Genomic DNA, 14,020 nt, shown 5'->3' with positions numbered 1-14,020 from the left:
GACAGGTGTTCACGGGCCGGCTCTCAGAGCTCGCCCCAACTGGCGGCCACCGCCTCGGCGTCGGTCTCGGCCTCGTTGAGGATGGTGATCGCGTCGACACCGTTGGAGCCGACCTGGACGCTGATCGCCTTGAGCAGCGTCACCATCTCGGTGAGCACCTGGCTCGGCTCCACCACCTGGGTGCGGTACTGCTCGGCGATCTTGTCGGTCTGACCGCCGGCCGTCAGGTTGAGGGTGTTGATCCGGTCGATGTCGTCGGCGAGCTTGCCGACGGAGGAACCGATCTCGCCGTACTTCGCGAACAGCTTCTTGAGCTGTCCGCTGGTCACCAGTTCGTCGGCCATGACTCACCCGTCCCGTTCGTCGTCTTCGGTGGTGGCGGCGGACCAGGGGCGGGCGGAGCCGTCCGCGGGGAGCGCGGACTCGGGTCGCGTCTCCGGCCACAGGCGCCCGACATCCCCGATGAGCGAGGCCAGCGGGGAGCCGCCGAGCATCGACTCCCGCATCTGCCGTCCCAGGTCCAGCATCGGCGCCGCCTCCGCGAGGAGTTCCTCGCGCAGTTGGGTACGGGCCTTCTCCAGCACCTCCACGAGCGCCTTGCTCAATTCGGCGGGCGCCATGGACCGGTACTGCTCGGTGTTGAACTTCAGCTCCCTGATCTCGGACTGGGAGCCCAGCTCCACGGTGATCATGCGGTCCTTGGAGGTGGTCTTCACCCTCCGCGCGGCGATCGACTCCCGCGAGGCGAGGAGTTGCTCGCGCCGCTCCTCCAACTGCCCCATCACCGCGCGTAGCTGATCCTGGTATCCGGAACTCATCGTCCACCTCCTCGTTCTTCGCCGGAGCCTCCGGCGAGAAGTCCGGCGGAAAGTCCGGCGGAAAGTCCGGCGGAAAGTCCGGCGGACGTACGCCTGTGCCGGGCCGGTGCCCGGCCGGTGTCAGCCACCGATGACCCCCGGGGTACCGACCTCCGCAGTGCCCCAGACGTCCTCGTCCTCGTCCAGCCAGGTCTGCCGGGCGCGGTCGCCCTGTCCCTGGCCTCCTGCCGCACCGGCACCGCCCATGGGCGGGACCATCGGGCTGCTGCCGCTCGTGGTGGCCGTCCTGCTCATCATCGCGGCCTCCTCCGCGGCGGTCTCGGCCGCCAGACCGGACCTGCTCGCCGGACCGGACCTGCTGGTGAGGGCGGCCTCCTCCTCGGCGATGCTCGCACCGGCCGCCTTGGCGCGGCTGCTCATGCTGGTGGTCGCGGTCCCCGCCCCGCCGGTCGGAACGGTCGAGCTCCGCCCCGTGGAGCCGAGGCCGTACGCCTCCTCGGCCGCCGCCGCGTACCGGGAGGAGGCGGGGTTCAGGGCGCCGGAGGAGGAGGTGGCGAGCCGTTGCAGGGCGGAGGACGCGGCGCTCGCCTCGTGGAGCGCGCCGCCGGTACCGGTACCGCTGCCGGTGCTGCCGGTGCTGCCGGTCGTCACGGTGCTCCAGGAACCGCCGAGGGAGGACCCGTGGGACCACGAGGTGCCGGTACCGGCGCCCGGTGCGGTGGTGGTCGTGGCGGGGACCAGGGCGGAGCCCTCGGGCACCACGACGGACCGCCCGTCGGAGCCGGTGAGCGTGGTGCCGTCGGGGGTGGTGATCGTGCCGTCCGCGTTGATCCTGGAGCCCTGCGGGGCGGTGACGGTCTGCCCGTTCCGGACGACCGGCTCGCCTTCGGCGTCGACGACCCTCTCCGCCTCCTCCAGCTTCGACCCGCTCGGCACCTTCACCGCCTTGCCGGCGGCGTTGGTGACGGTGGAGCCGCCGGGGGCGGTGATCGTGCCGTCGGGGTTGATGACGGAGCCGTGCGGTACCAGGAGCGGGCTGCCGTCGGAGTCGAGGACCGGCTTGCCGTCCGCGCCGACGACCATCTCCTGGGCGAGGGCGCCGCCGGTGCCGGTGGTTCCGGTGGTGGTCGTGGTGGTCGACGTACCGGGGGTCAGCAGTCCGGCCGCGGCGTTCTGCGCGTTCTGGTTGGCGGCGGCCAGGTCGAGGCCCTGTCCGGTCGGCGTGGTGGTCGTGGTGGAGACGGGCGAGGTGTCCGTGAGGGAGCTGCCGTCGAGGTCGCCGGCGGACCCGTCGTCGAGGCTGTCGGTGAGATCGCCGGCGCTGCCGGTGGGGACCGTCTCGGTGTCAGTGGTCGCATCCGTGTCGGTTCCGCCCGGAATGTCGGTGTCTTCGCCGGCGGGAACCGTCCCGTCCCCGCCGGGGGTACTGGTGTCCACCGGTGCGCCGAGGCTGCTGATCACCGACGACTCGCCGGAGGGCAGCAGTTCGCCCCGGGGCGAGGCCGTCGTGAGGTCCGCCGACACGGCTCCGTAGGCGGAGGTCAGCTGCGAGATGTTGCCCCCGGCCGGGGTGTCCAGCAGGGTGGTGACCCGCCCCGTCCAGAGGGCCTTGGCGGCCGACTGGATGCGGTCCCAGTACTCCTGCGTGTCCACCGTGGTGCCGAGGGAGGACACGGTCGGCGGTACGACGACGCTGGAGTTCGTCGAGATGGAGCCGTACGTGGTCGTGGTGGTCGTGACGGTGCCGGGATTCACGTGGTACTGCGTCGACATGACGGTGTCGTGCGTGGCGTTGGCGGGGAGGCTGATCCGGTCCGCGAGGTACTCGGCGCTGTCCCGGCGGAGGTTGTAGAGGACGCCGTACAGCGTGTTGCGGGCGTCGTCGAGCGCGCCCACCACGGTGTCCGCGGACATCTCCGCCCGGAGCTTCGCGGTCGCCAGCTCCAGGTCGTTGAGCGCTCGTTCGAAGGCGTCGGCGGCAGACCCGCTGAAGTCCGTCCCGTCACCGACCTGTGTGGCCCAGCTCTTCATGGTGGTGCCCCACGAGCCGATCAGGGCGTCCATGCCCCGGATCATCCCGACGGCGGCACCGAAGCTGTCGAGGCTGGTGGTGCCGTTGCCCCGGGAGTCGTCCAGGAGCGGTCCGAGGATCAGTTCGCCCTGGTTCAGCCAGCGCTTGAGAGCGGTGTCCGTGCCGGGCCCGGTCTTCAGGAAGGCGTCGTCCAGCTTCACGCCCCAGACGTAGGCGTACTCCTTGCCCAGGGCGGACCAGAGGGTGGAGTTCCACACGTCGAACTCGCCGTTGTAGTCGTGCTCCGGATCGGCCTGCGGGTACACGGCGTAACTGGTGAACCACGAGGCGCCGCCGTCCGTCCCGATGTCGTCGCGGGCCTGCACGGTGCTTCCGGCTGCGGCGAAGTACCCCAGCACCGTCTCCCAGTCGGGGGTGACGCCGTCGGACGTCGCCATGCTCGCTCGCCTCTCTGCAACACCGCCGCACCGGACCCGGGGGCCGGGCCGGCGCGGTGGTCGTACGGGGACGGGGACCGGCCGGCCCCCGCACGGTCAGGTGGTCGGGACGGTGGTCTTCGTGGTGGTCGGGGTGGTCGGGGCAGGAGCCCCGGTGCCGCCGTGGGCGCTGCTCACGTCGCCGACGATCCCGGAGAGGTACTCCACGAGCCACGAGGCGGCGATCGCCTCCGCCTCGTCGGTGCCCTGGCCGATCAGCGTCCGCACCTGGCCGAGGTCGATCCGCAGGTCGTCGACGGCGTTGCGGAAGGTCGTGTAGATGCCCTCCAGCGCCGCGGAGTAGCCGGTCAGCCGGGCGGCGAGATCCCTCGCGGCCTCGTAGTTGTCGGTGGAGCCGGCGAGCAGCTTGTTGAAGCCGGAGGGGCCGAACCCGGACGCCGTCGCGTAGTGCACCAGCTCCTGGTAGGCCGCCTTGGCGTCGGCCTCCTTGACGCTGCTCGCGATCTTCTTCTCGAAGCCCTCCAGGACCTCCTCGCCGACCTCGATGGTGGGGGCCGAGGCGGTGGGGGTGGTCGGGAGGGACGGGGTGGTCATGGCCGTCCTCAGCGCGAGAAGCTGCCGGCGGCGTTCACGTCGCCGCGGATCTGGGCGTCGACCATCTCCTGCAGTGCGTTGACGCCCTCCTGGAGGTCGGTGTTCATGGCGGTGATCACCGAGTTGACGACGGTCTGGGTCTCGGACCAGGCGCCCTGCCAGTCACCGGAGATCTGCGTGTTGTTGTTCAGGATGGCGCCCACCTCGGTGAGCATGTCGTCCAGGTCCTGGACCATCACCTTGTTGGTGTTGAAGAGTTCCTGGATGTCGTTGTTCGCCTCGTTGACGAGCAGTTGGACGTCGGAGCTGTCGGCCACGGTCTCTCCTCAGGTGTGGGCGGCGGCGCGTGCCGGTCGGGGCGCGCCGGGCGGTACGGGCGGAACGCGCGGTCCGCGACGGACCGGGGTGCCAGGTGCCGGGCAGGTGCGCCGGGCGCCGGACGGGAGTGTCAGGCGCCCGACAGGACGGAGCTGATGGAGCTGATGTCGTCGACGCCGGCCGTGGGGGACCAGCCGGTCGCGTACTCCGCCGCCGAGCCCTCCGCGGTGGTGAGCTTGGACATGGCCTCGGTCAGCGCCTCGTGCAGGCGGTTCACCTGGTGGGCCGCCTTGTTGTACTGCTCGATCCAGTCGTTCATCCGCTGCGCGAAGATCTTGCTGGACGAGGCGACGTAGTGCGCCTGCACTCCGGCGCTGATGTTCTCGATGCTGGAGGCCGCCGAGCTCATCTTGCTCATCTGCTCCTCCAGCCTCGTGAGTGCCTGCTGGATCAGTTGCGCGTCGTGCGCCACCGAAGTCGCCATCGGGCTGCCGCCTTTCCCCTGAGGTCGCCGCACGCACCACCGGGGTACGCGAGGTCGCTGGCCGAAATGCGCCCCCGGCCGGACCGGGGGCCGGACATGCTCCGGAAAGACACCGGTCGCATCCGTACCGCTCTGTCACGGTGAACCACGCAAGTGACGGCTGTGGCAACCGTAAAAGAGTGTTAGTTGAACAAAGTTGACGCTACTCCTTCGAAAACTTACCGATCAAGCTCTACTTACGAGTCACATATGACGGAATTTCAGCCACTCACGGGTTCCCGGAAGGCTTCCCCGCAGGCGCGTCCCGGCGGTCCCTGACGTCCCGTTGGTCCCGGTCGCCCCGGTGGTCCCCGCCGTCCGGAGCCTCGGTGGCCGCCGCCACGCACCCGCCGGGCGCCGCGGGGCCGGTGGCGGCCTGCGCGATGCCGCCGTCTGCGAGCTCAGCCGCGTCCAGCGCCGGTCCGGCCGGCAGGAGCTCCAGCCAGGAGGCGGGCAGTCCGACCTGGGCCACCCCGTCGTAGCCGAGGGTCTTCGCCGCGCCCGTCGGCAGCGGGTACAGCACCCCGGCGTCGGTCACCAGGTAGTCGCTGCCGCCGCCGCCCGAGGCGGAGACGGCCCGCACCCGCACGCCCTTCCCGGCCGGCACCGACACCCGGTCGGCGGCGAGGCAGCCCGCGCGCACCCCGGGCTGGACCGCCGGGGCGCCCGAGGCCACCGAGGCGGCCGGGGCGAGCGCCACGCTGACCGCCGGGGCCTTCCCGGCGCGCGGTTCGGCCGTGGCGCAGACCGCCCGGCCCGCCGCGGCGACCAGCCGGGGAGCGGTGGGCGGCAGTCCCTGGGCGAGTGCGGCGGCGGTGGCGGCCGGGGCCCGGTGCGCGACCAGGTCGGCGGCGCCGACCGTACCGGGGACGACCGCGCCGCCCCCGTACGCCTGCGACTGGGTCTTCGGGTCGCCGCGCACCAGGTCGTAGAGGAGGCCGGTCAGCTCGACCAGGCCGTCCTCGCGCAGGAGGTAGCGGTGGTCGCCGGGGCCGGTGAAGAGCTGACCGTACCGGGTGGCGGCACCGTCGAGTCCCGGCCCGGGGCGGCCCCGGCCGGACACCGGCGGTACGGCGATGTCGGGGCCCGCGGTGAGGGTGTCGAGGAGGGCGTCGTCGACGGCGGCGGCGTCCTCGGCCGGCCAGCTCAGGGCGTCGGCGGCGCCGCTGGCGGCGTCGAGGCGGAAGCGGCGTCCCCCGTACAGGAGTTGGGTGCCGCCCGAGGGCGAGGCGACGAGGACGCCCTCGCCGTCGGCCAGACCGCGTGCACCGGCGACGGTGCCGACCGTGAGCCCGAGGGCACCAGCCGGAGCGTCCTCGTCGGCGTCGGCTCCACCGGTGGACGACGGGGCCGCGCAGGCGGACCAGGAGCCGCCGTAGAAGCTTCCGGCGCCCGGCAGGGTGTCGGGGGCGCCGACGATCCCGAACGGGTCGCCGTGCGGGGTCCCGGATAGGTCGGCGGCGGAGACCGTGTGGGTCGACATGCCGTCCCCGGCGATCAGCTTCGCCGAGGCCTGGTTGAGCACCGGGTGCAGCGCGCCGCCCGCGTAGAGATAGCGCGCGCTGGAGTCCTCCACCACGACGAACGCGCCCGCCGTGGCCCAGGAACCGTCGCCCTCCGGCACGACGAGGCCGTAGATGCCGACGCCGACGCCGATCAGGACGGCGAGCACCAGACCACCCACGGCACCGCGCCAGTTGCGGCCGGTGGGGTGGTCGGGGGCGTCCGGTTCGGCGCGCAGCATGGCGGCCGACATCCTGCTGGCCAGGAACATGTGGGCCTGGACCTGGTCCCGTCGCGACTGCATGGTCTCTCCCAGCGGTCCGGCGCCGGCGGGAGTTCCGCGGGGCCGGACCCGGTGCGTGGTGGGCGGTGGAGCAGGTAAGAGGGACAGCGCGGGGTCAGCCGCCGAGGTGGCGCAGGTAGCCGTAGCCCCCGGCGATCAGCACGGCGAGCGGGACGAGCGCGACGGCGGCGGCGGTCTGGACGAGGTCGCCGGCCCGGCCCCAGTACGGCACCAGGCGGCGTCCCGGTACGGTCCACGCGGAGACGGCGGCCACGGCGGCGACCGCCGTCAGCCCGGCGATCACCTCCAGCCGGACCGCGAGCGTGCCGTGCGCGGCGGCCAGGAAGGCGACCAGCAGCGGGACGTATCCACCGGCCGTCACCACCGCGAGGCGCTGCCACCGGTTGCCGATGCGTCGCGCGTGCAGCAGCAGCAACACCCCCAGGAGCAGGCCGAACACGGGCGCAGGCCAGCCGTCACCGCCTTCCCCGGGACCGGTCAGCACGGCCGTCGCGGACGCGGCGGTCACGAGGGCGAACGCGGCCAGCAGCGCGGTCAGCAGCCGGTCGGCGCGCTCCGCCCGGAGGGCGACGGCGGCCGTCGGGTGCGGCTCGATGCCCTCCTGGAGCTGGGCCGCGTCGTTGGGCAGGTCCGGCAGCCGCAGCCCGGCCAGCCGGGAGGCGAGGTTCGGGGCGAACCCGCCGAGCACCACCGCGACCAGGCCGGTCACCCCGGCCGCCTCCGGCAGGTCGAGGCCGGCCAGCACCAGCACCCCGCCGCCGCCGAGCGCCAGCGCCAGGCAGAGCGCGCCGAGGAAGAGCGGCCCGCACGCGGCCACCGCCGCAAGCGCCAGCACGGCCGCCCCGGTACCGGCGGCCCCGGCCGACAGCAGCCGGGCGCCGAGCACCGCGTGCGGGCTGCCGCCCTCGGGGATCAGGGCGGCGGCCAGCGCGAGGTGGGGCACCGCGGTCACGCCCAGCACCCCGCCGCCGCCCGCGTCGCCGACCGCCCGCGACACCGCGGCGGCACACAGGATCAGCAGCACCGCGAGGCAGGCCGCGACCGTGCCGCGTACCGCGGCCGACCCGGGCAGCGCCAGCGTCACGAACCCGGCGGCCAGCGCGGCGACGGCGCCGCCGAGCAGCGCCACCCGCGCCAGCGCGGGGTCCCACGCGTCGGACCGGGCGCGCAGCGACTCGGACACCCCGTCGACCAGGTCGTCGAAGGCCGCCTCGGGCAGGGACTCGTCGCGGGCCCGCAGATGGAGGACCTCGCCGTCGCGCAGCTCAAGCGAGTGCGCGGTGCCCTCCTCGTCGAGGGGCGGACCACCGAGACGCTGGAGGGACCAGCCGCCGTGCAGCAGGCCCTCCTCGTGCAGACCGCCACCGGCGAGGTCGACGAAGACCGGCAGCAGCTCGGCCACCGGCACGTCGACCGGGACGGCCAGCTCGAAGACGGTCCCGGGAGCCCTGACGGTCAGCCGGCACAGTTCCACGACGGTGTCGCTCAACTCCAACTCGCTCTCTGCCTCGGATCCCCGGGGCGAACCACACCGGGATATTGACCGGAATGGGCCGAAGCCGACCGAACCCCACCGAACTCGACTGAACTCAAACCGATTCGACCGGACTCGACCGGGCTCGACGCGGAATCGGCCAAACACTATCGTGATCATTCACACGCGACCCGAGCAGGATGACGAACAGTCGGATCACCGCCACGCGGCCGGAACTCGCCCCACCGGGCCGGAACATGCCGCCGACGGCCCGATCCGCCGGCATTCCCCGGACCCGGCACCGCCCGGACTCCCACGGTTCTCCGGCGCTTCGCCGGCACGCCGTCCACCGTTCCCCGGACCGGGATCGGATCGCGTCACCGCCGGTGGACGTCCACGCCACGTCGTCCTCCGTCACACCGAAGCGTCCCCGGACGCGCGAGCCCGTGCCCACGGCCGTACGTGCCGTCCGCCCCCGCTCCGCGCGCCCGTACGCACCAGGGCCCCGCACGTCCAGGGGGTTCCGGTGCCGGGCACAGCGCGACCGGGCTCCGGCCCGGCGCGGGGAGGACCTGCCAGCACGTGAGCACCGTCACATTCCGCCGCCCGCCGAGGCGTCCCGGACCGCCGCCCCCGCAGGGCGAGCTGACCCTCCAGGAACCGCCGCCGCTGCCGGAGACGCAGGGCGCCATGGGCGGGATCGTCACCTACTTCCCGATGGCGCTCAGTTCCATGGGCATGGTGCTGATCTTCCTGAAGCCGGAGAGCGGCGGCGGCAGCGTCCTCACCTACGTCGCCATCGGCATGATGGCGATGTCCGCGGTCGCCATGCTGGTCAGCCAGTTCGTCCGCAGCGCGTCCGACCGCAAGCGGAAACTGCGCGGCGAGCGCCGCGACTACCTGCGCTACCTCGCCACCAGCCGGCGCCGGGTCCGCAAGGTCGTCCAGGACCAGCGGCAGGCCCAGACCTGGCGCCACCCCGACCCGACCGCGCTGTGGACCCTGGCCCGCACCGACCGGCTCTGGGAACGCCGCACCTCCCACCAGGACTTCGCCGAGATCCGCATCGCGACCGGCGCCCAGTCCCTCGCCACCCCGCTCGCCCCGCTCTCCACCAAGCCCGTCGAGGACCTCGAACCGCTCTCCGCGCACGCCCTGCGCCGCTTCGTACGCGCCTACACCAGCGTCCCCGGCATGCCGGTCGCGGTCCGGCTGCGCACGTACGCGCAGATCGTGCTGACCCCGGACGGCACGGGTACGGGTACGGGTACGGGTACGGGGAGCAACGGGAGCGCCACGCGGTCCGGCACGTCCGCGGGCACCGGGAGCGCCACCTCCGCGGGGCCGGACCACGAAGCGGCCGCCCGGGAGACCGCCCGCGCCATGGTGCGCGCCCTGCTCGGACAGCTCGCCGTGCTGCACGCGCCCGGCGAGGCGGCCGTGGTCGTCGTCGCCGACGGCGAGGCCCGGCCCGCCTGGGAGTGGGTCAAGTGGCTGCCGCACGCCCAGCACCCGGTCGACCGGGACGCGGTCGGCCCGGTACGGCTGGTCGCCGAGACCGTCTCCGAACTGGAGCAGCTCCTCGGCGAGGAGTTCACCGGCCGGCCCCCGTTCACTCCGGACGCCGCGCCCAGCCGCGACGAGCCGTACACCGTGGTCGTCCTGGACACCGGCAGCGTGCCCGCCGACGCCCGGGTGGCCGGTACGGGCTACCGCAACACCGTCGTCGTCGACGTGCGCGGCGTCATCACGCGCAAGGCGCCGCGCACCGTGCTGCGGCTGCGGGTGACCCCGGACGCGCTGCACATGGCGGGGACCGACCACAACGGCCACGGCACCGAGAGCCCCGTCGGCAAGCCCGACGCCCTCGGCCCCCAGGCCGCCCTCGCGCTGGCCCGGTCGGTGGCCCGGTACCGGCCCGGCACCGGCGCGCAGAGCGCCCAGCCGCTGGAGACCGACATGGAGCTGACCGGCCTGCTCGGCGTCTCCGACCTGCACGGCACCGACCTGGACCGGCTCCGCGATCGCGGCGCCGCCGACCGGCTGCGGGTACCGATCGGCCTCGGCGCCGACGGCGGGTCCGTCCTCCTCGACATCAAGGAGTCCGCGCAGGGCGGCATGGGGCCCCACGGCATGCTCATCGGCGCCACCGGCTCCGGCAAGTCCGAACTGCTGCGCACCCTCGTGCTCGCCCTCGCGATGACGCACTCCTCCGAGACCCTCAACTTCGTCCTCGTCGACTTCAAGGGCGGCGCGACCTTCCTCGGACTCGACCAACTCCCGCACACCTCCGCCGTCATCACCAACCTCGCCGACGAAGCCGCACTGGTGGAGAGGATGAAGGACGCCCTGCACGGCGAACTCATCCGCCGGCAGGAACTGTTGCGCCGCGCCGGTTCGTACGCCTCGGCGCTCGACTACGAGCGCGCCCGGGCCGGCGGCGCCGGACTCGCGCCGCTGCCCACGCTCTTCGTCGTGGTGGACGAGTTCAGCGAACTGCTCGCCGCGCACCGTGACTTCATGGAGCTCTTCGTGATGATCGGCCGGCTCGGCCGGTCGCTCGGGGTGCACCTGCTGCTCGCCTCGCAGCGCCTCGACGAGGGCCGCATGCACCAGCTGGAGTCCCACCTCTCGTACCGCATCGGCCTGCGCACCTTCTCCGCCATGGAGTCCCGCAGCGTCCTCGGCGTCCCCGACGCGTACACCCTGCCCTCGCAGCCGGGCAGCGGCCTGCTCAAGAACGACGTCGGCAGCCTGACCCGCTTCAAGGCCGCCTACGTCTCCGGCCCGTACCGCCGCCGCGCGCGCGGCGCCGCCCGGCAGGCCGTCGTCGCCGGGCAGGTCACCCCGTTCACCGCCGCCTGGGCGGCGCCCCGGCGCCTCCCGGTGGCCGTACCCGACCCCGTACCCGAGACGGAGGCGGCCGGGGCGCGCTCGCTGCTCGACGTCGCCCTCGACCGGCTGCGCGACATCGGTGGCCCGGACGCCCACCCGGTATGGCTGCCGCCGCTGGACACCCCCGTCCCGCTGGCCGCCCTGCTCCCGCCGCTCACCACCACCGCGGCGCGCGGCTTCGGCGCCGCCCCGGAGACCGGCTCCGCGGCGGGCCCCGCCCTGCGCGTCCCGATCGGCGTCGTCGACCGGCCCTTCGACCAGCGCCGCGACCCGCTCCTCGCCGACCTGTCGGGGGCGGGCGGCCACGTCGGCGTGGCGGGCGGCCCGCAGAGCGGCAAGAGCACCCTGCTGCGCACCCTGGTGGCCTCCCTCGCACTTACCCACACCCCGCGCGAAGTGCAGTTCCACGGGCTGGACTTCGGCGGCGGCTCGCTCTCCGCGCTCGCCGCCCTGCCGCACGTCGGTACCGTCACCGGCCGCCTCGACCCGGAGCGGGTACGCCGCACGGTCGCCGAGGTCACCGCGCTGATGGCCCGCCGGGAGCGGCTCTTCGCCGAGCACGGCGTGGAATCCATGGCCGACTACCGGCGCCGCCGGGCCGGCGGGGAGTTCGCGGACGAGCCGTACGGGGACGTGTTCCTGGTCGTCGACGGCTGGGGCACGGTCCGTCAGGACTTCTCCGAACTACTCCCCGTCTTCAACCAGATCTCCGCCCGCGGCCTCAACTTCGGCGTCCACCTCGCCGTCGCCTCCACCCGCTGGAGCGAGATGAGCGGCGCCCTCCGCGACCAGCTCGGCACCCGCTTCGAGCTGCGGCTCGGCGACCCCGTCGACTCGATGATCAACATGCGGGCCGCGTCGGGCGTACCCACCGTCCCGGGACGCGGCCTCACCGCCGAACGGCTGCACTTCCTGACCGCGCTCCCCCGCCTCGACGAGCCCGACGGCACAGGCACAGGCACAGGCACAGGCACCGGCATAGGCACCGGCACCGGCACCGGCACCGGCACCGGCCAGGCCACCCCGGGGCACGCCGAGGGCTTCGCGGCGCTCGCCCGGTCGGTGGCCGAGGCCTGGCAGGGCCCGTCCGCCCCGCCGGTACGGATGCTGCCGCTCACCCTCCCCGCCGCGGCGCTCCCCGCCCCCGAGGGCGATCTGCGGGTCCCGCTCGGCGTCGAGGACCAGCGCCTGGAGACCTTCTGGCACGACTTCGAGGCCTCTCCGCACCTGCTGGTCGTCGGCGACGCGGAGTCCGGCAAGACCAACCTGCTCGCTCTGATCGCCCGCGCCGTCGTCGCCCGGTACGGCCCCGACGAGGCCCGGGTGATGACCGTCGACCTGCGGCGCACCCTCTCCGACTCCGTACCGGAGGCCCACCGCCTCGGCTACGCCGTCTCCGCCGAGCAGGCGAAGAAGCTGGTTCTGGGCGCGGCCCAGGGCATCGTGGAGCGCGTCCCCGGACCCGAGATCGGCCCGGAACGCCTCGCCAGGCGCGACTGGTGGAAGGGCCCCCGGCTCTTCCTCCTCGTGGACGACCACGAGATGCTGGGCGGCGGTGGCCTGGGCGCGCCGAGCCCCTTCGCACCGCTCTTCGACCACCTCGTCCAGGGCACCGAACTCGGCCTCCACCTGATCGTCGCCCGCAGTGCCAACGGCGCCTCCCGCGCCCTCTCCGACCCGCTGCTGCGCAAGCTGCTGGAGGTCAACACCCCGACGGTGATGCTCTCCTGCCAGCCCTCCGAAGGCGCGTTCGTCGGCAACGTCAAGCCGAGACTGCTGCCCCCCGGCCGCGGCCTCTACATCACCCGGCGCGGAACGCAGCAGGTGCAGACCGGGCTGGTGGAAGCGAACGAGCCTGCGGAGTGAGCCGGTTGACGGCGGCCACCGCCACCGTCAGGCGCGGGTACCGGCCCTCCGGCGCCGGGCGCGCGGCAGGGCGGCCGCCGCCAGCGCCGTCAGCGCGATCAGCAGCGCCGCGCCCGCCGCCACCGCCCACGCCTGGTACGCGGCGGTACGGGCGGCGGGCGCCGGAACCCGCGGGGGCCGGCGTACGGCACCTGCCGCCGGCTCGGCCGGAGCGCCGGTGGGCAGAACCTCCGACACCGCGCGGACCGGCTGCACGGTGCCCCAGCCGACCAGCGGATCCTGGCCGTCGGCGGCGGCGTGGTAGGCGGTGCGCTCCAGGCGAGTGATCAACTGGTCCGGTTTAAGGCCGGGTTCGCGCTCGACGACCAGGGCCGCCGCCCCCGCCACCAGGGCCGAGGCGAACGCGGCGCCCGAACCGGTGAAGCCGCCGGAGCCGCCCGGACCCACGCTCAGCACACTGATGCCCGGTGCCGCCAGGCCGGGCCGGGTGACCGGCGCCACGGTGAGGTCGGCCGCGCCGCCCGGCCCGATCGCCGCCACCGCCAGCACCCCGGGCAGCGCGGCGGGGTACGCCGCCGGGAGCGGGGCCGGAGTCGGCGAGCCGGCCCGGCCGGACCCGGTGCCGTCGTCGGCCGCGGCGTAGGCGGGGGCCACCACCAGGGCGCCCTTCTTCGCGGCCGAGGCGACCGCCCGGGTCAGCGCGGGGCTCGTGGCGCCGAGCGCGATCGGCACGTCCACCACCCTGGCCCCGGCCGAGACCGCCGCCGTGATGCCGTCGGCGACGTGGTCGGCGGTGGTGGCCCCGTACCGGTCGGTGACCCGTACCGCCACGATGGTGGCGCCGGGCGCCACCCCGGCGAAGCCGGTGCCGGACCGGGGCGCAGCCGCGATCAGCCCGGCCGTGAACGTACCGTGCCCGACGCAGTCGGTCCCCGCCCTGCCGCCGGAGACCACGTCCGGGCCCGCCGTGACCCGGCCGCGCAGGGCGGGCACGCCGGAGGCGTCGACCCCGGTGTCGACCACGGCCACCTTCACCCCGGCACCGGACGCGAACGGCCAGGCCCCGGAGACCGCGAGGGTGGTCTGCTGCCACGGCGTACGCGTACTCGTCGACGTGGACGGCTTGACGCAGGTGCCGCCCGCCCCGCCGGAGTCGCCCGTGTCGTCGGGGCGGTCGAGCACCGTCGGGATCTGCGGGAACTGCGCACCGTCGGCCGCGACCGCCGGGGACGCCGACGCGAGCGCGCACGTCACGG

The 14,020-nt window shown here is 74.2% G+C and carries 10 protein-coding genes; 1 reads left to right on the top strand and 9 read right to left on the bottom strand.

Features of this window, described 5'->3' with window-relative positions; all coding sequences use genetic code 11:
- Window positions 1-23: 23 nt before the first annotated feature.
- The 8 genes from ACWCSV_RS00255 to eccD form a co-directional block, all read right to left on the bottom strand.
- Window positions 24-344, bottom strand: coding sequence for a hypothetical protein (locus tag ACWCSV_RS00255; RefSeq protein ID WP_451137637.1), 321 nt, complete (start codon window positions 342-344; stop codon window positions 24-26).
- 3 nt (window positions 345-347) lie between these two features.
- On the bottom strand, window positions 348-818 hold the full coding sequence (locus ACWCSV_RS00250) for a YbaB/EbfC family nucleoid-associated protein (RefSeq protein ID WP_451137636.1): 471 nt from the start codon (window positions 816-818) through the stop codon (window positions 348-350).
- 120 nt (window positions 819-938) lie between these two features.
- Entirely contained in the window at window positions 939-3,287 is a 2,349-nt protein-coding gene (locus tag ACWCSV_RS00245; RefSeq protein WP_451137635.1) for a hypothetical protein, read from the bottom strand.
- Window positions 3,288-3,383: 96 nt separating this feature from the next.
- Window positions 3,384-3,881: a hypothetical protein gene (locus tag ACWCSV_RS00240; protein WP_451137634.1), complete on the bottom strand. Its 498-nt coding sequence runs from the start codon at window positions 3,879-3,881 to the stop codon at window positions 3,384-3,386.
- Between the two features lie 8 nt (window positions 3,882-3,889).
- Window positions 3,890-4,198 (bottom strand): hypothetical protein, encoded by a 309-nt coding sequence (locus ACWCSV_RS00235; protein ID WP_451137633.1) that lies wholly within the window; start codon window positions 4,196-4,198, stop codon window positions 3,890-3,892.
- A 131-nt stretch (window positions 4,199-4,329) separates the two neighbouring features.
- Window positions 4,330-4,683: a hypothetical protein gene (locus tag ACWCSV_RS00230; protein WP_451137632.1), complete on the bottom strand. Its 354-nt coding sequence runs from the start codon at window positions 4,681-4,683 to the stop codon at window positions 4,330-4,332.
- A 268-nt stretch (window positions 4,684-4,951) separates the two neighbouring features.
- Window positions 4,952-6,529, bottom strand: coding sequence for a type VII secretion protein EccB (gene eccB / locus ACWCSV_RS00225; protein ID WP_451137631.1), 1,578 nt, complete (start codon window positions 6,527-6,529; stop codon window positions 4,952-4,954).
- A gap of 94 nt (window positions 6,530-6,623) precedes the next feature.
- Window positions 6,624-8,018 (bottom strand): type VII secretion integral membrane protein EccD, encoded by a 1,395-nt coding sequence (eccD, locus tag ACWCSV_RS00220; RefSeq protein WP_451137630.1) that lies wholly within the window; start codon window positions 8,016-8,018, stop codon window positions 6,624-6,626.
- Between the two features lie 567 nt (window positions 8,019-8,585).
- Between eccD and eccCa the strand changes: the two genes are divergently transcribed.
- On the top strand, window positions 8,586-12,764 hold the full coding sequence (gene eccCa / locus ACWCSV_RS00215; protein WP_451137629.1) for a type VII secretion protein EccCa: 4,179 nt from the start codon (window positions 8,586-8,588) through the stop codon (window positions 12,762-12,764).
- Window positions 12,765-12,791: 27 nt separating this feature from the next.
- Here eccCa and ACWCSV_RS00210 read toward each other — a convergent pair whose 3' ends face one another.
- The gene (locus ACWCSV_RS00210) at window positions 12,792-14,018 is read right to left on the bottom strand and encodes a S8 family serine peptidase (protein WP_451137628.1); all 1,227 of its coding nucleotides are present in this window, start codon (window positions 14,016-14,018) and stop codon (window positions 12,792-12,794) included.
- Window positions 14,019-14,020 lie beyond the last annotated feature (2 nt).

Source organism: Streptomyces sp. NPDC001770 (assembly GCF_053596135.1).
The sequence above is the reverse complement of the archived record's forward strand: the minus strand, read 5'-3'. Positions and strand labels throughout refer to the sequence as shown.

Coding starts and splice junctions, on each gene's coding strand:
- ACWCSV_RS00255 (WP_451137637.1), bottom strand. CDS start 344: ATGGCCGACGAACTGGTGACCAGCGGACAGCTCAAGAAGCTGTTCGCG.
- ACWCSV_RS00250 (WP_451137636.1), bottom strand. CDS start 818: ATGAGTTCCGGATACCAGGATCAGCTACGCGCGGTGATGGGGCAGTTG.
- ACWCSV_RS00245 (WP_451137635.1), bottom strand. CDS start 3,287: ATGGCGACGTCCGACGGCGTCACCCCCGACTGGGAGACGGTGCTGGGG.
- ACWCSV_RS00240 (WP_451137634.1), bottom strand. CDS start 3,881: ATGACCACCCCGTCCCTCCCGACCACCCCCACCGCCTCGGCCCCCACC.
- ACWCSV_RS00230 (WP_451137632.1), bottom strand. CDS start 4,683: ATGGCGACTTCGGTGGCGCACGACGCGCAACTGATCCAGCAGGCACTC.
- eccB (WP_451137631.1), bottom strand. CDS start 6,529: ATGCAGTCGCGACGGGACCAGGTCCAGGCCCACATGTTCCTGGCCAGC.